Genomic DNA, 22,040 nt, shown 5'->3' on the forward strand with positions numbered 1-22,040 from the left:
TCAGGAAGAAGCAGGTCTTCATAGCGGGTGGTGTACCGGGGCGAAAGCATTTCTCGCTTCATAGCCCACTGTTGCGGCATCCCCTGCCCGGCGAAGTACAACGTCCCCTTCCCGTCTTTTGCGTTAAGATGGTCCAGTACTTCCATCAGCTTCGCACTACCGGCGCGCGGCGCGTTATGTAAAATCACAGATTATCCTGCGATCGTGAAAATTCCCCCTGTCGCCGTCGGCGTATTAGCCGCCGGGGGGAGTAGTCAGGTACCTTTCCACGTCAGCCTGGAATGTGAGTCCGGCGCCGTATCCAGCCCACGTCCAACCATTAGTGCCGCCAATGTCGCGATGGGGTTTGTCGTTAATCAACCCACCGCCGTGGCGGTGGCTCGTCGCTGGGGATACCCGCATCCGCAGGCGGTCTGTCGTGGCTACTGGACCCCCATTATGGCGAACCCGGCGTAGCTTCCGGAGTAGGAATTCGCATCTATAACGATGCCGGTACGCCGATTAATCTGTTGCCCGATCGTATCAGGACGGGCATCGGCAACGCCCGAGGCTGGTATGGCTATAAAGATTTAACCACACGGGTATCATCCGGTTCAGTAGAAACCTACAGCGGTGATTTTACTGCCTCACTTGAGGCGATCGGCGGACAAACAGTAACAGCAGGAAGCGTTAATGCGCAATTACAGGCATCGCGTCGTAGTGTGTCTGGCATCTATGTTACGTTATAAACTGTTTTGCTCTGGTAACCCATTATGTTCTGCGGCTACGTAATGGGTTTTACAAGCTCTCGTGATGAATCTGACTCAGAACAAATTCTTCCAGGTAGCCGTACGGCCAGGAGAAGTAATTTAGAAGCGGATCACAATTTTGTTAATTGATTAGATTTTATCCCAAATGGCGCCAGTATTAAGGTCGCCATATAAAAACATTCTATTACAACGAGTTATCTCCTCCTGCCTCCGCCCCGGCGCAAAGCTATAGTTTTTTCTATCTCCTTGTGAAACAAACAATTATTCTTGCTATGGCGCTGATTAACAATCGTTCGTGGGCAACGTACATTCAGCGAGTTTCAGAGCTTCCTGACGGAATTCCGCCGGTGCTGTTTCCGGGGCTTCTTACTGGTTGATACAGATCCTGCCTCTTACTTGAGAATTTACTCATTTAGCCGTATGTCCATTATGGGTGGATAAGATCATTTATCATCGTAAGGGTTGAAAGCGATAAGTTAAACTTGTCCTGGCTCAACAAGGGAACCCGACTAATGATGAGCTCTTCATCTTCAAGGCGTTTTATGCCTTCCAGCAAGAATAGACATTAAATCGACAACTGCTGCCAGGTCTTGCTGGCGCAGTGGACAATCGAGTGGTAACAGCCTGAGTCATTTCTTATTTTTCTCATTCAGCATAACTGCGTCTTCTGATAGAGAAATTTTTATCTAAACATATAAAAAACACAGTGAAGAAAACGCTACTTTTTTCTAGCTAAAAAGCTAAATTAATTTTTTTACGGAGAGGATCTTATGCGCAAGGTGTCGATATCTATATTATTCATGCTAGTTTCACTGACCTGGGGGACTACATGGTTGGCTATGCGAATTGCCGTTGAAACTATCCCTCCAGTGTTTGCAACCGGAATGAGGTTTATGTTTGCAGCACCTTTTTTAATCATCATTGCATGGTTAAGAAAAAAAACACTGTTGTTTCCTCCCGGACAACGATTATTCCAGTTTGTGATTTGCATCTTTTATTTTTCTATTCCTTTCTCACTAATGATTTATGGTGAAACCTATGTCAACTCTGGGCTTGCCGCCATTATCTTTGCGAATATGCCTGTGGCCGTTTTGATAGCATCGGTTTTGTTTCTAAATGAAAAAGCGAAACTAATGCAGATCGCGGGCTTAACTATCGCAATCACTGCATTGACGGGGATACTTCTTGAAGAAACGAATACAAGTACAGAGAGTCACTGGCAGGGTATCACTGCACTTATTTCTGCTGTGTTAATCCATGCCATAATATATACACAATGTAAGAAAAGAAGTTGTACTGTCTCTGTTATCACATTTAATGCACTCCCGTGCCTTTTAGCTGGGTTGATACTTTCTGCGACAGGATGGTTTTTTGAAAGACCACAAGTATCAACCTTCTCAGTACACTCAATATTAGCTACCCTGTATCTCGGGGCTTTTGCTGGAGTTTTTGGTATCCTGTGCTACTTTGCGCTTCAGCAAAAGGCTAATGCCTTCCAGGCTTCGCTTGTATTTCTTATCTTTCCGCTGATTGCGGTAAGTCTGGAAGACTATATTTATGGATATGCTATTTCAACACACTCAATGCTGCTTATTATACCATTAGCTATCGGGATATTTCTTACTCTTGTCGCCAGAAATATCCCTGTAACCAGCAGATGCCGGGATAATTCATCACAGAAATAATCGATTTATAATAACGCAAATAATTCCTGATGCCTTACTGAGCTCCAGCTAATGCGGGGTGGATAAGCTGGAATACAGACCCGGTAATACACAGCGATTATATTAACAAGCAATGTAATAAAGGAGTTTTTTATGTTCATGTTTCTGCCATTCTTGCTTGCACTGAGTGTGGCAATGGGAGCCATAAACAGAAAGGATAAAGTCAGCTACATTCTGTGGGCCGTTTTACTCATCGTCACTATTTTATCATTCATCCATCATATGACCAATTCGCTGACTTTGTCATTTTAAGGAGTGTGTATGAAAACGCATCATCATCCAACAACATTTGTTCATCTGATTAATCAGATGGGACTCCTTGGGATATGCGTTGCTCTGGTTGTAGCCTTTTATTATCAACTCGTTAGGCATGAGCTGCCTTGTCCAATTTGCTTATTACAGCGGGCTGGCCTCATCATCGCCGGTTTTGGCTTTTTATTTAACCTCTGCTTTGGTCTACGAGGTATACATTACGGGATGGTAATTATTGGCAGTATCCTGACCGGAGTTATGGCATCCCGGCAAATATGTTTGCATATCATGCCCGGTGACACAGGATATGGTTCTGCATTTTTTGGATTACACTTTTATACCTGGACTCTGATTACGTCAATTCTCATTATTATTGCTGTTGCGGTAGTTCTGGCAATCAGTAGCATGAATGTTGCATTTCGTTCATTGAATATTAATCCGGACCTGTTCAGTATTGTCGGTTGGGTATTTCTGTTACTGATTACTGCCAACCTTATTTCAACTGTACTGGAATGTGGCGGAGGGGAATGTGCTGCTAACCCGGTCACATATAAGCTACTGTCGAAACAGGATATTGCCTTTCTGAAAACAGGCCTCCTGACGAGGACAGTTCTCCGGTTATGACGCACTTTTAAAATGACTGATTGGTAAATATATAGCAAGCACCTGTCTTGTAGAAATTGGAATGGTTATGGGCTAACACGGAAGTTACAGTAACATTGAAATGTTGCAATAACAGGAATCAAACTTACAACCTTCGCATTACGAATTAGTAGAATCACATTTAACTAACTGTTTCAAATACACATTTCCGCATTCCCATTGCTCAACTCAATGGCACATGATGTTAGAAATAGAATGATGCTTCACCATGTTTGACACAAAAATGGCACACCCTATAAAGCATCCACAGCACATATTTGGGTGGCACGCACCGTGGAAATACTGCATTACCCTAACACAGGGAATTTTCTGTACAGCGTCGACAGCCCCGCATCATAAATAATCGCTACCTGCTGTCGCGGTACTCCTGCCCTAATAAGGCACCCTGCCTGCGCCCATTGCTCCGGCGTCAGTTTTGGCCTACGGCCACCAATGTAGTGGCACTGTAGTGGCACACTGGGTACTGAAGCAATGGCCACAACTGGCGCTTGATGCTATCAGCCAGATAACCTTCCAGATGGATAACAAACATAGCAGCTATCCTGCCTGTATCGGAATTGTAAAACCAGACGTTGACCATCTTCATCAAGGTTAAAGGAACAAAGAGCTCTTTAAAGTAACTCTTTGTTCCATTACGATAGTTTAAATATGATGTTCTGAATGGGCCTTCACTACATGAACAGGAAAGGCTCAGGATAACCACTTCTCAGACATTAAAAGCAAATGAGAAAACCAAGGGGGCCTACACCTGCCGCCAGGGAACAAACCTTTGCACAGTCTGCAGTGCTACCACCGTCCCCTATGCACCCCAGGGCGAACGCTGGCTGGGCAGCAGACGACAACAGCAGAAGAGTTGTTATGAATAAAACTTTACGTGATTTAATAAGAGAAAACATATTATTACCCTCATAGTAAGCAGTATTAAATAAGCCGGGATATATCTGATGTTCAATCAGTCCCTCATATAGGGTTAGCACCATAGCGAGTCGTTTTCACAAAAAACACAGACTGTTGAAACTTTATTTATCACTTTGACATTTGCAATACATGACACATGATTAGCTTCAGCCGCCATTATAGGGAAAGCTCCATTTCCATACTCATTTACTCACTTCTCCCTGCGGAAAAAGAAATGCAGTATAGCCAGCGTGGTGCTTTTGCTGAAACCAGGCGCGAGCAACACGGCAATGATGATCGGCGTCAGAATGAGTTCGGAATCAGCATTGGCAAACAAGGCGCACAGTCGTTAATACCCACCAGCAGTTCCGGCAGGACTGCGACAATGTCGTAAGAGAGGCCTTCAGCCAGGCAAAACAGCGCTACGGTGCGCCCCGGCTTGCTGAGGAAGTGAACCTGGGGCCTGAGGTACAATGTAAAAACGATAGCGTCCAGCCTGCGCCGTCAGGGTCTGCGGCGATCTCAGTCCGGAACAATTTGAAAACCAGAACCTCGCTTAAGGCTGTGTCCACAATACGCGGACAGGATCAAAACTGTTAGTGTGGCTGGCTTACAAGAATGAAGTGAAGTTGATTGATATAACAAACACTCCTGATAATGTTAACTGGCCTGTTCCTCCGGGGGGGCGAGCCAGCCATGATTTGAAAAGCACATGAAATCACTTTCACATGAATTAATTTACATTGAAAATAAAATATAATAGTGCTTATCATTTTTATTTAAGTTAAATATTTTATAAATGGTTTTTATTTACTCACCTGATGGTAATGAATAACGTTTAATATCTATAGTAAAGGATGCTGTAACCGTAAGGATAGTGTGCCACAATTTAACAGGTAACATATTATGAAACACGTTAAGAGCGTATTTTTAGCAATGGTTTTAATATTACCATCTTCACTATATCCTGCTCTTACAATAGCGGCAGACTCTCAAGATCATAAAAAAGAAGAAACAATTAAGCCAATGCCTAAAAAGTGGTGTAATCTTTGGCCTACTGACATACCCTTCCCTGAAGATTGGTTTAAAATGTGTAGAGGTTATTGAGTATAAATTTAATATACTAGCCAGTAACCATATCAGTTATGACAGACAGGCCTTCTTCATATTTGCTATAAATAAGGCCTGAGCTTTCCTGACAAATTATAAACTACTGGCTGGTTTCTCCGGCCAGACAGGCTTTAAAGTATCAACACGGTTTACCTGTACCCGGTACTTTCTCCATGCCAGAAGAGAAGCTTTTTCTTTATTGGTTGCTTCGTCCAGATCCACTGCATCCTGTAACGGCGCGATTTTTTCAGACGCTATTTGCAGGAGTCTGTTTTTCGTTCCTTCAGCTTCACGAAGTCTGGCTGCGGCCTCCGCAGCTTCATCATTCATCCAGACCTGAGCCTTACTATCCCATTTTTTGTATCCACCACCTGGTGAAACTGATGTGACGTTTTCAGGTAGCGGACCAAGATCGGAGATATAAACCTGATTGCCGGTTGTTGTGTCGTAAACCGTCTCGCCGCGGTGATCCTCCTGCAGACTCCACGTTTGGGTTTCAGCGTCAAAAACAGCAATATGACTGGAGGGAATATCAGGAGGGGCTATATCAGTACAATTTGCCGGGCGACGCTGTCCGGGGGGACCTGACCACATCCGGCCCCCATTGCAGGTAATGCAACAGATGTAATTTTCCGGTCTTCTCCGGCGCTTTTATTGTGCTGAAAAATTGCCAGTAACGCAGCCCGTGTTGCATTATAAACCGCGTCGGTGCCGTCAATAATCAGCGGAACGCGCATCGTCGGGGCGTGAACCAGCCACGGATGTTTACTGTTACCCGTTTCAATAACAAAGGCGGTGCCGACGGGCTGTTCCCCCAGGTATTCACGGATGATATTTTGCTGTACCCGTTCCTGTAATTGCGACCCGAAATATGCCGTAATAGCAGCATCCACACCGCCGTCCATAAGACCAAAGGTTTCCGCATTACCGTCTGCGTCCACAATAACGACGTGTCCGTGTGGACCGATATACATGGTGTGCTCGTGTCCTCCGATATAAACTGTATGCGCATGGTCGCCAGCGGCCTGTGTCCACGCACCACCTCCTAGCTGAAATGAAGTGTGATTGGAATCTCCCCAGTGTGAGTTGATATAACCGCCGAACTGGTTAGTATGATTGCCCGTGGTATTGGTCGATTTCGTGCCGTAATCAAAGGATGAGGTAGTTTTTGTCCCTAAGTCGATATCCTGCGCCCGCGCGGTGTACGAGTGCGATTTGTTGCCGTCCATCTCCTGAGAAAGTACAGCTCGCCCACTGGCGGGTTTACCTTTGATTGTCCAGCCTCACATGTCAGGGATAATGCCGGACGGATACGCTATAGCCAGTAACGGGTAAGCAGATTTATCAAACGATTGCCCCTGCATCAGAGCGTAACCTGCCGGAGTAGCATCAGACGGCCATGCTATCGGCGCCCCTACTGGATGCGAATCCGGAGGTGGGTTTAGTGTGGTATAGAGCATTGCCCATTCGGACCACTCAGCCTCGGCGGTATCTCGATGGCTGCGAATATATGCGGGCGCTGGCGCACCGTTTGTCCCGCTCCAGCCAATGAGAATTTCCCCATCACCGGTTCCGGTCAGACACAAAATATTCCCGTATTGCGTTGGATAACCGTTATTGTAAACCTCGCCCATTATCAGGCCGCTATCACTGCCTCTTGTCGTACCAGTCAGTGCCGGAAGCGCGCCGCGTGATGCCAGTCTGTTCGCTGCAACAGCCGTACCTGATGCAGGGAGCGCTCCGATATTTTGTACAAACAGCGGCTTTTCCGGAATATCGCCACCATTCTGTGATTTTTGTAACGCATCGGCGGCGTGATTTATCGTTTCCCGTAAACCAACATATTCGATAAGACCATCAGCGCTTTTTCCTGACAGCGCCGTCAGGGTTTCGTCCAGCGGCTGCTTGCCCGCCAGTTTATTCAGTACCGTGGTGGCAAAGTTCGGATCGTTTCCCAACGCGTCAGCCAGTTCCTGCAGGGTGTCCAGCGCTTCCGGCGCAGAACCAACCAACTGCGCCACTTTCGCAGCCACAAACGCTGCTGTGGCAATTTCAATACCTGCAGCTGTGGTTTCCGGCGTTGGTGCCGTTGGCGTGCCGGTCAGTGCCGGACTGTCCAGCGAGGCTTTGGTCTGTACCTCACCCATACCCCACCATGTTTTCCATCGCGGGCTGGAACCAGTCGCCGCAGTGTGGACAGGGCCAGTACCACCGACGGCGATCGCCCCGGTTATAAAGAGAAAGAATGCCTGTCGTGGGCGGGGCTTCGTGCGGCGAAGAACGCCGCCATTTCACATCGGTGATTTCCCGACCAGGCGAACTCTCTGCCAGTGTCATCCCCGCAGACATAAAGGTGGTGGTACGTTTGGATGCCAGGGAAAAACCATCTCCCTCGCCATCGATATCTTCAGGGAAACGGTCATAGTCGGTCAGCGCCACCCGCTTGTAATCCGACGAAGAAAAAACGATTATGGACGGCCAGCCAATTTTCAGGAATGAACCATCACGAAACATTTTATCGTGGACGTTGTTGTCATTTCGGGAAGGACTGAGACGCTAACGTGTCATCCCAAGGAACCGCCGTATTGGCACCGCGGGGAACAAACATAAATTATTTTATTCCTTCCGCTACCGGCATTCTGCGTGGAGGCCTGAGATATTCAGCAACCTCCCGGCGTACTGCCGCTGCAGAGCCATATTTATTCCCCGTCATCGTCTGCGGTCTCCTGTATTGCCTTAACTAACAGTATTCTGACCTCATCCATCACATCCTGGGCCTCGTTTAGCTGATCCGCAGACCATCCCTTATCCTTTTCCAGTTTATCCGGCCAGACTTCAAGTACCTGCGTAATGGCCTTGACTATCGCCGCCATTTGTTGACGGACTTCCGGCAACGGGACGACCTGCTTCATCTCTTTTTCCAGCCAGAGACGCCCCTTTTCGGAGTCAAACCAGCCCTTACGCTCTTTTGGAGTCATTTTATTCGGGTCCTGATGTTCAGCAGGCTGGGAAACTGGCGTTTCCATCAGTACGCGGATCACATCCGTCAGGAGATACAGCTTATTTTTTTCATTGCTTCCCGGTGCCAGGGGAACGCCCGAGAGACGACTGACAACCGTCTGTCGATGTAACCCTGTAATAGCGGCAAGCTGACTGATATTGCATTTGAGGTTCTTCAGTTCGCCGTCCATTTTTACCTCTGGGGCTGTTTCTTAGCGCGCCCTCCCCCGGAAAAACAAAATATGATGAACAAAAAACATACAAACCATCACCTTTTAAAAAATGACATTAAAACAGAGAGTTACAACATGATGATGCATGAAAAATCAAAAATGCGCCAAATCCCGCGCCGCTGCCGCCCCGTGGCAGACCGCCCCGCCGGGAGTACCTTTTTAAAATGCGAACAATTATCAACAACTACCACTTAATGATTATTTATTTCATTTTGCGATATTGATTATCATTTTCAATAACAACACACAGAGAACATAAATGAAAAACATCATCACTATTATCGTAGCCATTATTATCGTTTTTTATGCAGGTATGTGGTCGCAGAAATTCCTGATGGAAGATGAGTGCCTTGATTCAGGTGGTTCATACAATGAAAATGGAATTTGCAATATTGCAGGCAGTCATCAGGATGTTCCCCCTAAGTAAGCAGAATGCTTTTTAAATTCGTTACCCACCTCTACAGATAAAGAGGCGAATGGTCACTAAAAGTAAAATCCATTGCAGAAGAATTTCCGGAAAGTTGTTATTCCAGCACCCCGACAGGTTATTCAGACAGATTTCAGCTATATCAAAACTGAGTGAGTACTTATCAGTTTCATCTGGTGAAAAACCTGTTCTTATTCATCTGGTTCCATCTGATGATATGTAGTCACTTTTTTACAGCAATATTACAGGGGGAGTTTCAATGCCTCCTGTAATTATTTGACTCTCTCACCGAATCATATACTCGTTCACACGTCATTCCTGCCCGGTAGCGCTCGTCAGCGATTCCAGCATAATGTTTAGCTTCTTCTGCAATATCTCCGAGCATGTTGGCAAGCATTCTGGCGTCGGCGTTGGTTGTTTTGCTTCTGACGGCAGCGGCAAGATTTGCGGTGTGCTTTGCGGCGTCCAGGCGGGTGGCAAGTTTTTTTGCTTCGGTACGCAGCTGGCTAACAGTGGCAGACAGGCCAGCAGCAGTGGCAGCAGATTTAGCGGCTTGCGCTTGTGCATCTTTCACAGCCTCATCACGGGCAATAACGCGGCCCTGTTCAATAATACGGGCGGCGGTCTGGGCGTTGACTTCCTGAGAGGATTCAGCGCTGTCGCGATCTGCCCATTTTTTTTGCCAGCCCCTGTCACTCCAGACATTACCGACGATAAACGCACCAGCCATCAGCAAAATAAACACCAGCTGCAACCAGTATCTTTTCAGAAGAGCAGATAACAGATTCATACCAGCACCGATTTTGCTTTCTCAAAGCGCTCCCGCTGATCACCGATGCCGTTCTGCCCTCCGTTGATGATCTGCATAACACGTACCAGGTCGCCGGAATATTTCAGACACCCTTTAGTCACAAAAAACCACGCTGCGGATCGGGCGGCATGACGTTCCAGCTCAAGCTGTCCCGGATTCGCCACCAGATCCAGTTTCAGGGCAACGCCACATCTGGTGTAATTCTCCAGCCCAGTAATCCTGATCTTCGCCGGACGTGGTGCGAAAGCTTTGTTGCCGTTCATGGCGTTCGCGATCCGGACTGGTACGAATATGTGCCTGATAACACCCCAACAACCCATGAAGAAAATGCAGCAAGGCTTCGTCAGGCGGGCAAATGTCTGCGGGATATTGAGGCAGGGAGATTTCAGTGTGATGAAGAAAAACCGCAACCGACAGGCGAACTGGCAGATGAACCAGCAACGCCTGAAGCAGTGGAACAGGACACAACTGAACATCATCCGGATCCACAGCCGCTGGAGAATGAGCCACCTGTAAGCCAGACAGAAGCAGGCTACCAGAAAATACGGGCAGAACTGCACGAAGCACGTAAAAACATTCCACCCAAAAACCCGGTTGATGTTGGTAAACAACTGGCAGCCGTGCGCGGTGAATATGCCGAAGACATCAGCGACCCGAACGATCCGAAGTGGGTTCCTAACAATTACAGCGCCTCAAATCAGGGTGAAAAAGAAGAAGTGGTGCCGGAGGAAAAACAACTAGCAGCAGAGCCGGAGGCTGTCACCAGAAACGCGGACGGGACTTTCGATGTATCAGCGCTATTTCCGCCCCCCTCAAACCAGACCGAAAAAACGGAAGCCAGAACAGAAAGAGATGGAGAAACGCCGAAAGAGAGCAACCAGCAGGAAACGGCTGGCGATACAGGGCAGGAAATTACAACGGACGGTGGATCAGGTACTGGCGGTGATGAAGCTGGCGAAGCGGCAGATCCCGTAGAAAACGGAAATTTCACTGTCCCTGATGATATACAGCCAGGCATTTACTATGACATCCCTAACGAGGCGTATCACGCTGGCCCGGGGGTCAGTAAATCACAGCTTGATGATATCGCAGATACACCTGCAATTTATCTTTGGCGCAAAAATGCCCCCGTGGACACGGAGAAAACAAAATCTCTCGATACAGGAACGGCTTTTCACTGCCGGGTACTGGAACCAGAGGAATTCAGTAAACGCTTCATCATCGCACCGGAGTTTAACCGCCGTACCAGTGCAGGAAAAGAAGAAGAGAAAACCTTTCTGGAAGAGTGCGCACGGACAGGAATAACCGTGCTTACGGCAGAAGAAGGCCGGAAAATCGAACTTATGTACCAGAGTGTGATGGCGTTAACCGAGTGCATTGCTGGAGAAGTTGATCAGTGAGTCGAAAAAAGTACGATGCTAACCTCCCGAGGAACCTCACCTACCGTAAGGCCAGTAAATCTTTTTTCTGGCGTAACCCGGTAACTGACAAGGAATTTCCGCTCGGTCAGATCGCCCGCAGGGACGCTATCACACAGACCATAGAGGCAAACAACTTCATAGCGCAAAACCACACGCCAGTGGCGCTTATTGAAAAGCTAAAAGGAACGGACTCATTCACTGTGTCCGCATGGATTGATCGCTATGAGGTTTTATTACAGCGCCGGAGTCTGTCGGTTAATACCTACAAGATTCGCGGTAATCAATTAGTGACCGTACGCGAAAAAATGGGGGAAATAATACTGGCAGAAGTAACAACCCGGCACATTGCCAAGTTTCTTGAGTCGTGGATAACCGAGGGAAAAAACACTATGGCGGGAGCAATGAGATCAGTTCTATCTGACATGTTCAGAGAAGCTATTGTCGAAGGGCATATTGTGAAAAACCCGGTGGAAGCAACCCGGATACCAGAGATTAAGGTTGCCAGGGAACGCTTGCAACTGGAAGCGTGTAACGCCACACGGGCGGCAGCAGAGCATATGCCTGCATGGTTCCCTCTCGCGATGGATTTAGCGCTCGTTACTGGTCAACGTAGGGAGGATATCGTAAATATGAAATTTAGTGATGTTTTTGACAACCGCTTATACGTAACTCAGATTAAAACCGGAATGAAAATAGCCATTCCCCTCTCCCTGACACTTCAGGCAACGGGGTTACGTCTGGGAACGGTAATCGATCGCTGCCGACTGGTAAGCCGAACTGATTTCATGATCAGTGCCGGAATCAGGAAAAATAGCCCGACCGGGAATATTCATCCGGATGGATTGACAAAGACATTTGTAAAAGCAAGAAAAGCCTCCGGCGTTAACTTCAGCAATAATCCACCGACATTTCACGAGATCCGAAGTCTGGCCGGGCGGCTGTACAAAAACGAGCACGGCGAGGTGTTCGCCCAAAAACTCCTGGGCCACACCTCAGAGAACACCACGAAACTCTATCTCGATGAGCGTGATGATAAAGCTTATATGATGCTCTAATACTCCAATTTTCGTTGTGAAATAAATGTTAAATTTAATTTGATTGTGATATAACCAAAAAGACCGGAATACAGAAATTCGGAAAAATTTCGGAAAATCTCGGATCGTTAATTGTAAGTGGCTGATTTATAATAAAAATAAAAAGAGACCGAATACGATTCCTGTATTCGGTCCAGGGAAATGGCTCTTGGGAGAGAGCCGTGCGCTAAAAGTTGGCATTAATGCAGGCTAAATCGCCTTGCCCTTTAAGAATAGATGACGACGCCAGGTTTTCCAGTTTGTGACGAAGGTGATTGAAAAAACCTGGCGTTTTGTCTGTCATCAGAGATAAAAAAACCGTAAGCCTTTTCGTAAAGGTTTACGGTTTTTTATTAAAAATCAGTCAGCTATTGGATGGATCACAAAGCTTTTGCGCACGTTCGATAAACGGCGCCAGACTCATTTTCTCACCGGGCTTCGCCGGGTTATCGATTTGAATGACGGCGATAGGCTGAGCGCGCGTTTTACCCTCCGCTACTTGCTGTTCGGCAATGGCATTCAAGGGATACTGCACCAGCGTACTGGGGTTGATCACATAGAGCGCCTGGCCAGGCCGACAGGTCAACATGACCTCTTCCCGATTAAACGCCCACTTGTCTTTTCCTACTTCAAAACGACTTACGGTAATCACCTGCGGCGCCGCCAACGCTACGCCCGAAGTGGCCAGCAGAAGCGCCGGAAGGAGTATTTTTTTCATTCGTTATGCCAGTCCATCAGAAAGGTTCGAGGGTTGCAAACAGGCTGACGATCGCCAGAACTATGCCTCCAACGCCCCATTCAATTTGCGTCATCCTGACAAACCATAGGTCAGTCCGGGGATTTTCCTGTCGCATACGTGGTACGAGAACATACCGATTCGTCAGCGCAATTGCTACCATAAGCACCACCAGCGCACATTTTAACAAAAGCAACTGTCCATAGGTGGTCTGCCAGATAGCGGTAAATCCCGTGATAAATAGCGTGTTGCCAATGCCTGTGAACAATACGCCCGCCACAAAAAAGTGACCATAACGAGAAAAACGCATCATGGCGCTAATAGCATGTTGACGCCAGCGTCCCTGAGCCATGCGCATACAATAAACCACTGGCAACAGCCCACCAAACCAGGCTGCGGCACAGAGTAAATGCAGAGCATGGTTAATCTGCTGTAATGTTCCCGCTACACCGTCGCGCATCGTCGCATGTCCAACGCCTGCCAGCAGGATAAACTGAGCAACGGTTAGAATAAGAAGCCGTCGTTGCATTTTTACCGGCGCAATGACTACCACCGCCAGCGTGACCAGCGCGAGGATAATTTGCCATATCCAGACCGCGCCAAAGCGGGTTTGCAGTACCGCGCCCCACACCGAGACGGAAAAAACATCGGGCCAGCCGCCGCCCATCAGTCCGCCCTGAATCGCCAGCATGAAAGCCGCGCTGATAACGCTCCAGGCGGCAGCATGTCGTTGCAGATGTAAAAATCGACGCGTCATTAAACGACGAATTGGTGCGGGTGCCAGCCAGGCGCCGTAAAGCGCGCAGCCGTAGACCAGCATCAAACTAGCAAAATGAATAAATCGGAGAGTTATCCAGACGAATGTCAGCATCATTTATTTCACGCTGAAGGTGTATTTCCCTTTTGTTTTATGCCCATCCACCGATACAACGTGCCAGTCTACCGTGTAAGCGCCAGATTTTAACGGCTGCTCAAGCGGGATGATCAACTGCGTTTTATCCTGTTCATTTCGCTTTGCCGGGCGCGTTTTGATGGACTCTTGCTGAGGGCCAGTAATGGTTGCGCCGCTGAATCCTGACTCAATCCCTTCAGAAAAATTCAGGGTCAGCGCCTGTGGCGAGGCCGTAACGGCAGCATTCGCCGCTGGATACTGATGCGTCAGGTGCGCATGTGCCCAGGCCGCTGGCGTCGCAAATGTCGATGCCAACAGCAGTAAAGCTAAACGTCGCGATGGTGCAGAAGAAACCATATTCACTATTCCTTTTTGTTATACCTACGTTACAAAGAATAACCTTCAACAATCAATGAGTCGAGGATCATCATTTCCATCTTGCCATTACCGCGGACTCTTAGTACCTTCTGGCGGCAACAAAAAAGGAGACGCGTATGAAAACGAATCTGGCTCAGCTTGAACAAGCGGAAATGGATAAAGTCAATGTGGACCTGGCGGCAGCCGGGGTGGCATTTAAAGAGCGCTACAATATGCCAGTTGTCGCGGAGGTGGTCGAACGTGAGCAGCCAGAGCATCTACGCGCCTGGTTTCGCGAGCGGCTGATTGCCCATCGTCTGGCTTCCGTATCACTATCCCGACTCCCTTACGAACCCAAAGTTAAATAAAAATTATATAACGTTACACTTCCTTACATGCAGACGACTACATTATAAGGCGATTCTTAACCTATGCTTTTTAGAATGGCTGTAGAGACTATGAAAAGGAAGTCATTATGTCCTCCTGGAAAATTGCTGCTGCGCAGTATGCGCCCCTGAACGCCTCGCCGGCGGAGCATGTTGCCCATCATCTGGAATATATTGAGCTTGCGGCTCGTCAACAGTGCGAACTGCTGGTCTTTCCGTCACTGTCGCTATTAGGCTGCGACGAAAGAAATAAATCGTTGCCCGCCCCGCCTGACGAGGCGCTTTTACAGCCGCTCACTCATGCGGCCGATACTCACCATATGACTATCATTGTGGGTATGCCTGTTGAGCATAACTGCCGCTTCGTAAAAGGCATCGCTATTTTTGCCCCATGGCTAACGTCGCCGCTCATGTTTCACAAAAGTCATGGCGCCTGTATTGCCAGGCAGCGAAGCGCTATCAACGTGGTGGATGAGCAGCCAGAAGGTGGTGATATAGATCCCTCATTTACGTTATTCACAACCAGTCAATGTCTTAACGAGCCTGAACTCCATGCCTCTACCTCACGCTTACAACGTTTTTCGCATAAATATGCGCTGGCCGTACTGATGGCCAATGCCTGTGGCAGTAGCGCGCTGTGGGATGAAAGCGGGCAACTTATTGTTCGTGCCGATTGCGGTTCGCTATTACTGACGGGTCTGCGCACAACCGAGGGTTGGCAAGGCGATATCATTCCATTACGCTAAGGTCTTTCGGTGAGGAATGAATCATGTTGCGGATTATAGACACGGAAACCTGCGGGCTGCAGGGCGGGATCGTAGAGATAGCCTCTGTTGATGTCATTGATGGCAACATTGTCAATCCCATGAGTCACCTGATACGCCCCGATCGCCCTATTACGCCGCAGGCGATGGCGATACACCGTATTACCGAAGCCATGGTCGCCGATAAGCCGTGGATTGAAGATGTCATACCGCTTTATTACGGTAGTGAGTGGTATGTCGCTCACAATGCCAGTTTCGACAGACGCGTATTACCTGAATTGCCGGGTGAGTGGATCTGTACCATGAAGTTGTCGCGACGCCTGTGGCCGGGAATAAAATACAGCAATATGGCGCTCTATAAATCGCGCAAACTAAGCGTACAAACGCCGCCGGGGCTGCATCATCACCGGGCGCTTTATGATTGCTATATCACCGCCGCCTTGCTGATTGATATTATGCGAACCACCGGCTGGACCGCGGAAGAAATGGTCAATATCACGGGCCGTCCTGCGCTGTTAACCACTTTCCCGTTCGGTAAATACCGCGGTAAGGCGGTATCTGAAGTCGCAAAACGCGATCCGGGCTATTTACGCTGGCTTTTTAATAACCTTGATAATATGAGCCCGGAACTTCGCCTGACGCTTAAACACTACCTGGAAGATGTTCAGGCTGACGAGCAACGCAGCAATGGAACACCACAATAACCCGAGACGCTCACAAGCCGTTGCGGGCGCGCGCGTCTATGCGCTATGTAAGGTTCCCTGCGCCAGGCCGATTAAAAAGGCGAACTCCAGCGCGACGCCTTCGTAGGATTTAAACCGCCCCGACTTACCACCGTGCCCGGAGTCCATATCCGTACATAACAGCAGCAGACGTTGGTCCGTTTTTAGCTCGCGTAATTTTGCCACCCACTTCGCCGGTTCCCAGTATTGCACCTGGGAATCGTGCAATCCTGTCGTCACCAGCAGGTGCGGATAGTCCTGCGCTTTGACATTGTCATAAGGACTATAGCTTTTCATATAGTCATAATACTCAATATCCTGCGGGTTCCCCCACTCTTCAAACTCTCCTGTCGTTAGTGGGATCGACTCATCCAGCATCGTGGTTAATACATCAACAAAGGGTACCTGGGCAATAACGCCGTGGAAAAGCTCGGGGCGTTCGTTGATAGCGACGCCCATTAACATTCCGCCCGCGCTCCCGCCCATCCCATAACACAGCGACGGTGAACCGTAACCCAGTTTTAATAAGGCATCGCAGGCATCAAGATAGTCATTAAAAGTATTCCGCTTTTTGAGGAATTTGCCATCTTCATACCACTGCTGCCCCAGCTCACCGCCGCCGCGAACGTGTACGATTGCGTAAACAAAGCCACGATCCAGCAAGCTCAGTCGGCTGCTGCTGAAGTCGGCGTCAATACTGGAACCGTAAGATCCGTAGCCGTAAACCAGAAGCGGATTTTGCCCTTTACGAAAATACTTCTGATGATAAACCAGCGATACCGGCACTTCGACGCCGTCGCGTGCGGTGATCCACAGGTGTTCGCTCTGATAACAGCCAGAATCAAACCCAGGCACTTCCGTCTGTTTAAGTACCCGTCGCTCTCCGGTATCCATATCCAGTTCAAACAAGGTATCTGGCGTCGTCATTGAAGAATAGCCGTAACGCAGCCGGGAGGTCTCAGGTTCGGGATTATAGGCAAGCCACGTCACGTAAGCCGGATCGTCAAAGGCAATGCCTATCACTTCACGGGTTTTACGGTTAATTTGCCGCAGGCTGGTAAGCCCCCGTTGACGCTCTTCTACCACTAACCAGTCGGTAAACAGGGTAAACCCTTCCAGCATAATATGCTCGCGCGGAGGGATCAGCTCTTCCCAGGCGTTTTCATTGCGCACGCGGGTACGGTACAACCCAAAGTTTTTACCGTTCCGGTTAGAACGCAGGTAAAACTTATGTTGATAGTGATCGAGACTATATTCATGGTCTTTGCGACGCGGTAAAAATGAAAACGGCTCGGCATCGGCCAGTTCCGCGTCAAGTAACAGCACTTCGCTAGTGGTGGCGCTGGCAAGATGAATCACCACATAATGCTGCGAAGTGGTTTTATGCAGGCTGACATAAAAGGTATCGTCTTTCTCCTCATATACCAGTTCATCTTGCGATGACGGAGTGCCAATCGTGTGCCGCCAAACCTGATAGGGCAGCAGCGTCTTCTTATGCTTACGCACATAGTAAAGGGTCAGGGAATCATTAGCCCAGACAAATTCAGGCGCAACGTTATCCAGCAGTTCCGGATACCAGTTACCGCTTTCGAGGTTACGAAAACGCAACCCATACTGACGACGGGATAAATAATCTTCCGCCAGCGCCATGATGGTATTATCCGGCGTAATGGCAAGTCCGCCGAGCGTATAAAATTCGCTGTGCGCGGCCCGCTGGTTCGCATCGAGCAAGGTTTCCCACACATCCCACTCTTCGCTTAACGCCGATTGTCGTTGATAGATGGCATATTCGCAGCCGGGTTCATAGATATAACGGTAGCGATAGCCGTTTTTCACATACGGAGCGGAAACTTCTCTGGGCGGGATGCGATCGATAATTTCTTTTAGAATGCGGTCCTGTAACGCCTGCTGAGAGGACATGACCTTCCGGCCATACTCATTTTCCTGATGCAGGTAATCAAGGACTTCCGGCTGCGAGCGAGTGTCATCTCGCAGCCAGTAATAATTATCAATGCGCGTATCGCCATGTACGGTCATGGCATAGGGAATTCGATTGGCTTTTGGCAACATGTCGTTTTTTCTTTTGCGTTAATATTTGTTATATATCACGCGGCAAACACAGCGGCGTAGCATGGTAGTCCCGGTCGCTCACCTCGGTAAGCGCCTGAGATGTCACTGCTTCGCCGCTATCCTGCAACATGAATGACGTAAACTATCCATCCTATAAGGGTGGCAAAAGACACGCATGATGCAAGCGAAACATGTTACTTAATGGCAGGTTATCAGCCTGGTAGCGCCTGTTTTTGCTGCTGCAAGTCCTGCTCGATACCGTCCCGAACCTCCTGAGGAATTTTTAGCGCGTCTCCTAACGCATTCAGATAGCTACGTTCCATAAAGTGGTCAATATCAATGGCGGCGCAGCTCAGGAAGTAGATTTCCAGGGCTTCTTCTTCATTGCGAACACCCTGTGCCAGACGTTGTGGATCAAGCGGCTGCTCAATAGCTTTCTCGATAAACACACGCCCTTGCTCTTCTACACCTGATTCTCGCAGTTGGTGCTCAATCGCCGCGCGTTCTTTAGCATCAATATGCCCATCGCTTTTTGCAGCAAAAACCAGCGCCAGGATCAGTCGCTCAGTGCGAACATCCAGCGGCGTACTTTGGCTGCCGAATTGCGGCTCCCCCTGATGCGCAGCGCGTACTTTATCTTTGTACTTATTCCACAATACGGAACCCGCCACCGCGCCGCCGCCCACCAGCAAAGCGCCAGTACCGTATTTGGTTAATAATTTGCGCGAAGACTTATTGGCGACCAACAGTCCAGCCAGACCGCCCAGCGCGCCGGGAACCAGCAGTTTATTTAACCCCTGTTCACCGGAAGGCGATGCGGAAGCGCCTTTTTGCCCAAGAAGTGATTGTAATTGGTTCAACCAGTTAGCCATAGTACCCCTCAAATACAGACCAATAATGGTCAAGCGTACCTGAGGGGATGTCAGGAATTGTCTGTTCCGGCAAAAGAAGCGCAAATTACGCTGCTAGCGGGGCTTATATTCCGCCTTGCCGGCTTTGCAATCAACGATGACCTGATAATGAATATCGGCGCTTTTACCGCGAACGGTTAGCGGAACTGTCCATTTATCATTTTGACCCACAACGTCCTGCACATTAACCCACGCGACCGGGTCAGCCTGCCCGACCTTTTTTTGGTCGTCTGCCCACCGCACGATACGATTTTGCTGGTAGTCGCGCTTCACGCTTGCCGCAATCCCGGCGGCATCCAGCCCTTCGCACTGCGGAAACTTAACCGATTTACTCTCGGTGGATGCCGCAAATGCCGATACGCTGGCGGATAACAACAGCAGGCTCAACAACGCTCCTCTTTTATTCATACTTTTCTCCTTAGCACAATGATTCAGGAAAAGCATGGTACAAAACGCCGGGAGCGCAAGTACGGGTTCAGGCGGCTTGCTTTTTCGTTTTACTCGCGGCGTCCTTTTCAACCGCCTGCGGAGAAGGCAACTTACCGGTTTTGAGGATAGTGCTTAACACCTCTTTATGTTCCGCCAGCCACAGCGACAACGCTTCGCGCTGCCCATCTTCCAGCACGACTGGCGACTGCTCAAGCCAGGTATCAAGAAGATCGGCAGTATCGAGCATTTTGTCCCAGGCGTCGGCTTCCTTTTTACTGGTAAATGACATCTTCTCCTCACCCTCGCGAATGACTACGTATTTAACTTCAACCGCCATTTTGCAGCCCCTTATTTACCTGTGTTTATATACAGTATATTGCAAGGCGGCAAGAAAAGCAATCTATTCGAAAAGACATACGCAAACGTTTTCGTATATACTGCGCGCAGGTAAATAAGGGGACAGAAATATGACGCTATTAGGCACTGCGCTGCGTCCGGCAGCAACGCGGGTGATGTTATTAGGGGCAGGAGAATTGGGAAAAGAGGTGGCGATTGAATGCCAACGCCTGGGGATCGAGGTTATCGCCGTCGATCGCTATCCTGATGCTCCCGCCATGCATGTGGCTCACCGTTCACACGTCATTAATATGCTGGACGGCGAGGCGCTACGTCATGTGATTACAGAGGAAAAACCGCATTATATCGTGCCGGAAATAGAAGCGATCGCCACCGATACGTTGCGCGAGCTGGAGGGCGAAGGGCTGAATGTCGTGCCTTGCGCCCGTGCAACGCAGCTCACGATGAACCGCGAAGGGATCCGTCGCCTGGCCGCAGAAGAATTAGGACTGCCGACATCGACGTATCGCTTTGCCGACAATGAGGCCAGTTTTCATGATGCGGTAGCCGCAGTGGGTTTTCCTTGCATCGTCAAACCGGTCATGAGCTCTTCCGGCAAAGGCCAGAGCTTTATCCGCTCGGCCGAACAGCTCGCGCAGGCATGGGAGTATGCTCAACAGGGCGGACGCGCTGGCGCGGGTCGCGTGATTGTGGAAGGCGTGGTTAAATTTGATTTTGAAATTACGCTGCTCACCGTTAGCGCCGTCGATGGCGTGCATTTCTGCGCGCCGGTCGGTCATCGTCAGCAAGATGGCGACTATCGCGAATCCTGGCAGCCACAGCAGATGAGCGAACTGGCGCTGAAGCGGGCGCAAGAGATTGCCCGTCATGTGGTACTGGCGTTAGGCGGTCATGGCCTGTTCGGCGTTGAACTCTTCGTCTGTGGCGATGAAGTCATTTTCAGCGAAGTCTCCCCTCGCCCGCACGATACCGGAATGGTCACGTTGATTTCTCAGGATCTCTCTGAGTTTGCGCTGCATGTGCGCGCCTTTCTGGGAATGCCCGTAGGCGCTATTCGCCAGTATGGTCCCGCTGCCTCGGCCGTGATTCTGCCGCAGCTTACCAGTCAAAATGTGACGTTTGATAATGTTCACGCGGCGGTAGGGGCCGGAGTGCAGGTACGGCTGTTTGGTAAGCCTGAGATCGACGGCACCCGTCGTCTTGGTGTAGCGTTAGCGACAGGTGAAAACGTTGAAGAAGCGGTGATAAGAGCGAAAAAGGCCGCCAGCCGCGTGACGGTAAAAGGCTAATGCGCCATCGCCTGATGGCGACGTTAGCGCATTTTTATCAGGCCTGCCAGATCGCCACTCGTAAGCCCGATAAGCAAGCGCCATCGGGCATTTAACGGCTTACTGCTTCGCGCCTTCTACCGCTTCGCGCGCCAGTTTGGTGATGCGATCGTAATCACCCGCTTCCAGCGCGTCGGCCGGCACCAGCCAGGAACCGCCGATGCACAACACGCTTTTCAGCGCCAGATAGTCACGATAGTTTGCCGGAGAGATGCCGCCGGTTGGGCAGAAACGTACCTGAGAAAACGGGCCGGCAATCGCCTGCAACGCTTTAGTGCCGCCATTCGCTTCCGCTGGGAAGAATTTGAACTCTTTCAGACCATAGTCCATGCCCAACATCAGTTCAGAAACGGTACTAATACCGGGAATCAATGGGATAGTGCCTGCCGTCGCGGCTTTCAGCAGTGGCTCAGTCAGTCCCGGGCTAATCGCAAACTGCGCGCCCGCTTCCGTCACCTCCGCCAACTGCTGCGGATTGAGAACGGTTCCGGCGCCGACAATCGCTTCCGGCACGTCTTTAGCGATAGCGCGAATAGCATCCATCGCGCAGGCCGTACGTAAAGTCACTTCCAGAACGCGAACGCCCCCGGCCACCAGCGCTTTAGCCATCGGCACCGCGTGCTCCAGTTTATTGACTACAATGACCGGGACAACCGGGCCGGTGGTCAGGATTGCTTCTGCACTTGTTTTCCAGTTTTTCATCGGAATTCTTCTCTCGCCTGATTACT

The 22,040-nt window shown here is 49.4% G+C and carries 23 protein-coding genes and 10 pseudogenes; 15 read left to right on the plus strand and 18 right to left on the minus strand.

Going from position 1 to position 22,040, the window contains the following annotated elements; genetic code table 11:
- Positions 1–8: 8 nt before the first annotated feature.
- Positions 9–176: pseudogene (locus tag ACLJRE_RS07605) on the minus strand (DUF4113 domain-containing protein); the annotation flags it as partial.
- Here ACLJRE_RS07605 and ACLJRE_RS07610 point away from each other — a divergent pair.
- The 4 genes and pseudogenes from ACLJRE_RS07610 to ACLJRE_RS07625 all read left to right on the plus strand — a co-directional run.
- Positions 163–728 (plus strand): annotated as a pseudogene (locus ACLJRE_RS07610) (fimbrial protein); the annotation flags it as partial. The pseudogenes ACLJRE_RS07605 and ACLJRE_RS07610 sit on opposite strands and share 14 nt — an antisense overlap.
- A 791-nt stretch (positions 729–1,519) precedes the next feature.
- A complete protein-coding gene (locus ACLJRE_RS07615; protein ID WP_001233453.1) occupies positions 1,520–2,434 on the plus strand; it encodes a DMT family transporter in 915 nt (304 codons plus the stop codon).
- 132 nt (positions 2,435–2,566) lie between these two features.
- Entirely contained in the window at positions 2,567–2,725 is a 159-nt protein-coding gene (locus ACLJRE_RS07620; protein WP_000480735.1) for a DUF5993 family protein, read from the plus strand.
- A 9-nt stretch (positions 2,726–2,734) separates the two neighbouring features.
- Positions 2,735–3,349: a disulfide bond formation protein B gene (locus tag ACLJRE_RS07625; protein ID WP_000848066.1), complete on the plus strand. Its 615-nt coding sequence runs from the start codon at positions 2,735–2,737 to the stop codon at positions 3,347–3,349.
- Positions 3,350–3,675: 326 nt separating this feature from the next.
- On the opposite strand, the pseudogene ACLJRE_RS07630 reads toward ACLJRE_RS07625, so the two are convergent.
- Positions 3,676–3,822: pseudogene (locus ACLJRE_RS07630) on the minus strand (helix-turn-helix domain-containing protein); the annotation flags it as partial.
- Between the two features lie 14 nt (positions 3,823–3,836).
- Here ACLJRE_RS07630 and ACLJRE_RS07635 point away from each other — a divergent pair.
- Positions 3,837–3,983 (plus strand): hypothetical protein, encoded by a 147-nt coding sequence (locus ACLJRE_RS07635; protein ID WP_001537204.1) that lies wholly within the window; start codon positions 3,837–3,839, stop codon positions 3,981–3,983.
- Between the two features lie 513 nt (positions 3,984–4,496).
- Here the strand turns inward: ACLJRE_RS07635 and ACLJRE_RS07640 are convergent.
- On the minus strand, positions 4,497–4,622 hold the full coding sequence (locus ACLJRE_RS07640; RefSeq protein WP_000457876.1) for a hypothetical protein: 126 nt from the start codon (positions 4,620–4,622) through the stop codon (positions 4,497–4,499).
- Here ACLJRE_RS07640 and ACLJRE_RS07645 point away from each other — a divergent pair.
- Together ACLJRE_RS07645 and ACLJRE_RS07650 are read left to right on the plus strand one after the other, a co-directional pair.
- A pseudogene (locus tag ACLJRE_RS07645) lies at positions 4,613–4,814 on the plus strand (IS3 family transposase); the annotation flags it as partial. The gene ACLJRE_RS07640 and the pseudogene ACLJRE_RS07645 overlap by 10 nt on opposite strands.
- A gap of 377 nt (positions 4,815–5,191) precedes the next feature.
- Positions 5,192–5,392: a PagK family vesicle-borne virulence factor gene (locus tag ACLJRE_RS07650; protein WP_031603924.1), complete on the plus strand. Its 201-nt coding sequence runs from the start codon at positions 5,192–5,194 to the stop codon at positions 5,390–5,392.
- A gap of 96 nt (positions 5,393–5,488) precedes the next feature.
- Here the strand turns inward: ACLJRE_RS07650 and ACLJRE_RS07655 are convergent.
- The 5 genes and pseudogenes from ACLJRE_RS07655 to ACLJRE_RS07675 all read right to left on the minus strand — a co-directional run.
- Positions 5,489–5,977, minus strand: a pseudogene (locus ACLJRE_RS07655) (tail fiber assembly protein); the annotation flags it as partial.
- A pseudogene (locus ACLJRE_RS07660) lies at positions 5,944–6,318 on the minus strand (macro domain-containing protein); the annotation flags it as partial. The pseudogenes ACLJRE_RS07655 and ACLJRE_RS07660, both read right to left, overlap by 34 nt.
- Positions 6,310–7,542 (minus strand): annotated as a pseudogene (locus tag ACLJRE_RS07665) (tail fiber protein); the annotation flags it as partial. The pseudogenes ACLJRE_RS07665 and ACLJRE_RS07660, both read right to left, overlap by 9 nt.
- Positions 7,541–8,108, minus strand: a pseudogene (locus tag ACLJRE_RS07670) (phage terminase large subunit family protein); the annotation flags it as partial. The pseudogenes ACLJRE_RS07665 and ACLJRE_RS07670, both read right to left, overlap by 2 nt.
- The gene (locus ACLJRE_RS07675) at positions 8,095–8,586 is read right to left on the minus strand and encodes a DUF1441 family protein (protein ID WP_001629197.1); all 492 of its coding nucleotides are present in this window, start codon (positions 8,584–8,586) and stop codon (positions 8,095–8,097) included. The gene ACLJRE_RS07675 and the pseudogene ACLJRE_RS07670, both read right to left, overlap by 14 nt.
- Before the next feature lie 54 nt (positions 8,587–8,640).
- Between ACLJRE_RS07675 and ACLJRE_RS07680 the strand changes: the two genes are divergently transcribed.
- Together ACLJRE_RS07680 and ACLJRE_RS07685 are read left to right on the plus strand one after the other, a co-directional pair.
- Positions 8,641–8,823 (plus strand): hypothetical protein, encoded by a 183-nt coding sequence (locus ACLJRE_RS07680; protein WP_024134652.1) that lies wholly within the window; start codon positions 8,641–8,643, stop codon positions 8,821–8,823.
- Between the two features lie 64 nt (positions 8,824–8,887).
- The gene (locus tag ACLJRE_RS07685) at positions 8,888–9,055 is read left to right on the plus strand and encodes a lytic enzyme (protein ID WP_000789530.1); all 168 of its coding nucleotides are present in this window, start codon (positions 8,888–8,890) and stop codon (positions 9,053–9,055) included.
- Positions 9,056–9,311: 256 nt separating this feature from the next.
- On the opposite strand, the gene ACLJRE_RS07690 is transcribed toward ACLJRE_RS07685, so the two are convergent.
- Positions 9,312–9,845: a DUF2514 domain-containing protein gene (locus tag ACLJRE_RS07690; RefSeq protein ID WP_001633683.1), complete on the minus strand. Its 534-nt coding sequence runs from the start codon at positions 9,843–9,845 to the stop codon at positions 9,312–9,314.
- Positions 9,842–10,090 (minus strand): annotated as a pseudogene (locus ACLJRE_RS07695) (glycoside hydrolase family 19 protein); the annotation flags it as partial. The gene ACLJRE_RS07690 and the pseudogene ACLJRE_RS07695, both read right to left, overlap by 4 nt.
- Here ACLJRE_RS07695 and ACLJRE_RS07700 point away from each other — a divergent pair.
- Positions 10,082–11,233 (plus strand): annotated as a pseudogene (locus tag ACLJRE_RS07700) (exonuclease VIII); the annotation flags it as partial. The pseudogenes ACLJRE_RS07695 and ACLJRE_RS07700 overlap by 9 nt on opposite strands.
- A 29-nt stretch (positions 11,234–11,262) precedes the next feature.
- Positions 11,263–12,342 carry a tyrosine-type recombinase/integrase gene (locus tag ACLJRE_RS07705; protein WP_001633682.1) on the plus strand — a complete coding sequence of 360 codons (1,080 nt, stop codon included), beginning with the start codon at positions 11,263–11,265 and terminating at the stop codon, positions 12,340–12,342.
- A gap of 382 nt (positions 12,343–12,724) precedes the next feature.
- On the opposite strand, the gene ACLJRE_RS07710 is transcribed toward ACLJRE_RS07705, so the two are convergent.
- Genes ACLJRE_RS07710 through yobA form a run of 3 tightly spaced genes read right to left on the minus strand, consistent with a single transcriptional unit; the run spans position 12,725 to position 14,345 of the window.
- Positions 12,725–13,078, minus strand: coding sequence for a YebY family protein (locus ACLJRE_RS07710; protein WP_000722368.1), 354 nt, complete (start codon positions 13,076–13,078; stop codon positions 12,725–12,727).
- A 16-nt stretch (positions 13,079–13,094) separates the two neighbouring features.
- A complete protein-coding gene (gene copD / locus ACLJRE_RS07715; protein ID WP_001633680.1) occupies positions 13,095–13,970 on the minus strand; it encodes a copper homeostasis membrane protein CopD in 876 nt (291 codons plus the stop codon).
- Positions 13,971–14,345 carry a CopC domain-containing protein YobA gene (gene yobA, locus ACLJRE_RS07720; RefSeq protein ID WP_001633679.1) on the minus strand — a complete coding sequence of 125 codons (375 nt, stop codon included), beginning with the start codon at positions 14,343–14,345 and terminating at the stop codon, positions 13,971–13,973. It abuts the gene before it with no gap.
- A 137-nt stretch (positions 14,346–14,482) separates the two neighbouring features.
- Here yobA and ACLJRE_RS07725 point away from each other — a divergent pair, with 137 nt between their 5' ends.
- The 3 genes from ACLJRE_RS07725 to exoX all read left to right on the plus strand — a co-directional run bounded on the left by ACLJRE_RS07725 (position 14,483) and on the right by exoX (position 16,199).
- Positions 14,483–14,713 (plus strand): DNA polymerase III subunit theta, encoded by a 231-nt coding sequence (locus ACLJRE_RS07725; RefSeq protein WP_000856225.1) that lies wholly within the window; start codon positions 14,483–14,485, stop codon positions 14,711–14,713.
- A gap of 107 nt (positions 14,714–14,820) precedes the next feature.
- The gene (locus ACLJRE_RS07730; RefSeq protein ID WP_000100257.1) at positions 14,821–15,477 is read left to right on the plus strand and encodes a carbon-nitrogen hydrolase family protein; all 657 of its coding nucleotides are present in this window, start codon (positions 14,821–14,823) and stop codon (positions 15,475–15,477) included.
- Positions 15,478–15,500: 23 nt separating this feature from the next.
- Positions 15,501–16,199 carry an exodeoxyribonuclease X gene (exoX, locus tag ACLJRE_RS07735; RefSeq protein ID WP_000944280.1) on the plus strand — a complete coding sequence of 233 codons (699 nt, stop codon included), beginning with the start codon at positions 15,501–15,503 and terminating at the stop codon, positions 16,197–16,199.
- Positions 16,200–16,235: 36 nt separating this feature from the next.
- Here exoX and ptrB read toward each other — a convergent pair whose 3' ends face one another.
- From ptrB to yebG, 4 genes are all read right to left on the minus strand, one after another.
- Positions 16,236–18,287, minus strand: a complete 2,052-nt coding sequence (ptrB, locus tag ACLJRE_RS07740; RefSeq protein ID WP_000936990.1) for an oligopeptidase B — start codon at positions 18,285–18,287, stop codon at positions 16,236–16,238.
- 212 nt (positions 18,288–18,499) lie between these two features.
- Entirely contained in the window at positions 18,500–19,159 is a 660-nt protein-coding gene (locus ACLJRE_RS07745; RefSeq protein WP_000024707.1) for a tellurite resistance TerB family protein, read from the minus strand.
- A gap of 93 nt (positions 19,160–19,252) precedes the next feature.
- Positions 19,253–19,606 (minus strand): protein YebF, encoded by a 354-nt coding sequence (gene yebF / locus ACLJRE_RS07750; RefSeq protein ID WP_001042123.1) that lies wholly within the window; start codon positions 19,604–19,606, stop codon positions 19,253–19,255.
- Positions 19,607–19,673: 67 nt separating this feature from the next.
- Positions 19,674–19,964 (minus strand): DNA damage-inducible protein YebG, encoded by a 291-nt coding sequence (gene yebG / locus ACLJRE_RS07755; protein ID WP_000257723.1) that lies wholly within the window; start codon positions 19,962–19,964, stop codon positions 19,674–19,676.
- A gap of 130 nt (positions 19,965–20,094) precedes the next feature.
- On the opposite strand from yebG, the gene purT reads away from it, so the two are divergent.
- Positions 20,095–21,273, plus strand: a complete 1,179-nt coding sequence (purT, locus tag ACLJRE_RS07760) for a formate-dependent phosphoribosylglycinamide formyltransferase (protein ID WP_023212567.1) — start codon at positions 20,095–20,097, stop codon at positions 21,271–21,273.
- Positions 21,274–21,372: 99 nt separating this feature from the next.
- Here purT and kdgA read toward each other — a convergent pair whose 3' ends face one another.
- Positions 21,373–22,014 (minus strand): bifunctional 4-hydroxy-2-oxoglutarate aldolase/2-dehydro-3-deoxy-phosphogluconate aldolase, encoded by a 642-nt coding sequence (gene kdgA, locus ACLJRE_RS07765; protein WP_000800494.1) that lies wholly within the window; start codon positions 22,012–22,014, stop codon positions 21,373–21,375.
- Positions 22,015–22,040: the final 26 nt, after the last annotated feature.

This window comes from Salmonella sp. SAL04157 (assembly GCF_046551635.1).
GTDB classification, from domain to species: Bacteria; Pseudomonadota; Gammaproteobacteria; order Enterobacterales; family Enterobacteriaceae; genus Salmonella; species Salmonella enterica.

Excerpts from the sequence above, each read along its gene's own strand:
- ACLJRE_RS07675 (WP_001629197.1), bottom strand. The coding sequence starts at position 8,586 with ATGGACGGCGAACTGAAGAACCTCAAATGCAATATCAGTCAGCTTGCC.
- purT (WP_023212567.1), top strand. The coding sequence starts at position 20,095 with ATGACGCTATTAGGCACTGCGCTGCGTCCGGCAGCAACGCGGGTGATG.
- ACLJRE_RS07625 (WP_000848066.1), top strand. The coding sequence starts at position 2,735 with ATGAAAACGCATCATCATCCAACAACATTTGTTCATCTGATTAATCAG.
- ACLJRE_RS07710 (WP_000722368.1), bottom strand. The coding sequence starts at position 13,078 with ATGAAAAAAATACTCCTTCCGGCGCTTCTGCTGGCCACTTCGGGCGTA.
- ACLJRE_RS07685 (WP_000789530.1), top strand. The coding sequence starts at position 8,888 with ATGAAAAACATCATCACTATTATCGTAGCCATTATTATCGTTTTTTAT.
- ACLJRE_RS07725 (WP_000856225.1), top strand. The coding sequence starts at position 14,483 with ATGAAAACGAATCTGGCTCAGCTTGAACAAGCGGAAATGGATAAAGTC.
- kdgA (WP_000800494.1), bottom strand. The coding sequence starts at position 22,014 with ATGAAAAACTGGAAAACAAGTGCAGAAGCAATCCTGACCACCGGCCCG.
- ACLJRE_RS07615 (WP_001233453.1), top strand. The coding sequence starts at position 1,520 with ATGCGCAAGGTGTCGATATCTATATTATTCATGCTAGTTTCACTGACC.
- ACLJRE_RS07650 (WP_031603924.1), top strand. The coding sequence starts at position 5,192 with ATGAAACACGTTAAGAGCGTATTTTTAGCAATGGTTTTAATATTACCA.
- yebG (WP_000257723.1), bottom strand. The coding sequence starts at position 19,964 with ATGGCGGTTGAAGTTAAATACGTAGTCATTCGCGAGGGTGAGGAGAAG.
- yobA (WP_001633679.1), bottom strand. The coding sequence starts at position 14,345 with ATGGTTTCTTCTGCACCATCGCGACGTTTAGCTTTACTGCTGTTGGCA.
- ACLJRE_RS07745 (WP_000024707.1), bottom strand. The coding sequence starts at position 19,159 with ATGGCTAACTGGTTGAACCAATTACAATCACTTCTTGGGCAAAAAGGC.
- ACLJRE_RS07690 (WP_001633683.1), bottom strand. The coding sequence starts at position 9,845 with ATGAATCTGTTATCTGCTCTTCTGAAAAGATACTGGTTGCAGCTGGTG.
- ptrB (WP_000936990.1), bottom strand. The coding sequence starts at position 18,287 with ATGTTGCCAAAAGCCAATCGAATTCCCTATGCCATGACCGTACATGGC.
- exoX (WP_000944280.1), top strand. The coding sequence starts at position 15,501 with ATGTTGCGGATTATAGACACGGAAACCTGCGGGCTGCAGGGCGGGATC.
- ACLJRE_RS07680 (WP_024134652.1), top strand. The coding sequence starts at position 8,641 with ATGAACAAAAAACATACAAACCATCACCTTTTAAAAAATGACATTAAA.
- ACLJRE_RS07620 (WP_000480735.1), top strand. The coding sequence starts at position 2,567 with ATGTTCATGTTTCTGCCATTCTTGCTTGCACTGAGTGTGGCAATGGGA.
- ACLJRE_RS07730 (WP_000100257.1), top strand. The coding sequence starts at position 14,821 with ATGTCCTCCTGGAAAATTGCTGCTGCGCAGTATGCGCCCCTGAACGCC.
- yebF (WP_001042123.1), bottom strand. The coding sequence starts at position 19,606 with ATGAATAAAAGAGGAGCGTTGTTGAGCCTGCTGTTGTTATCCGCCAGC.
- copD (WP_001633680.1), bottom strand. The coding sequence starts at position 13,970 with ATGATGCTGACATTCGTCTGGATAACTCTCCGATTTATTCATTTTGCT.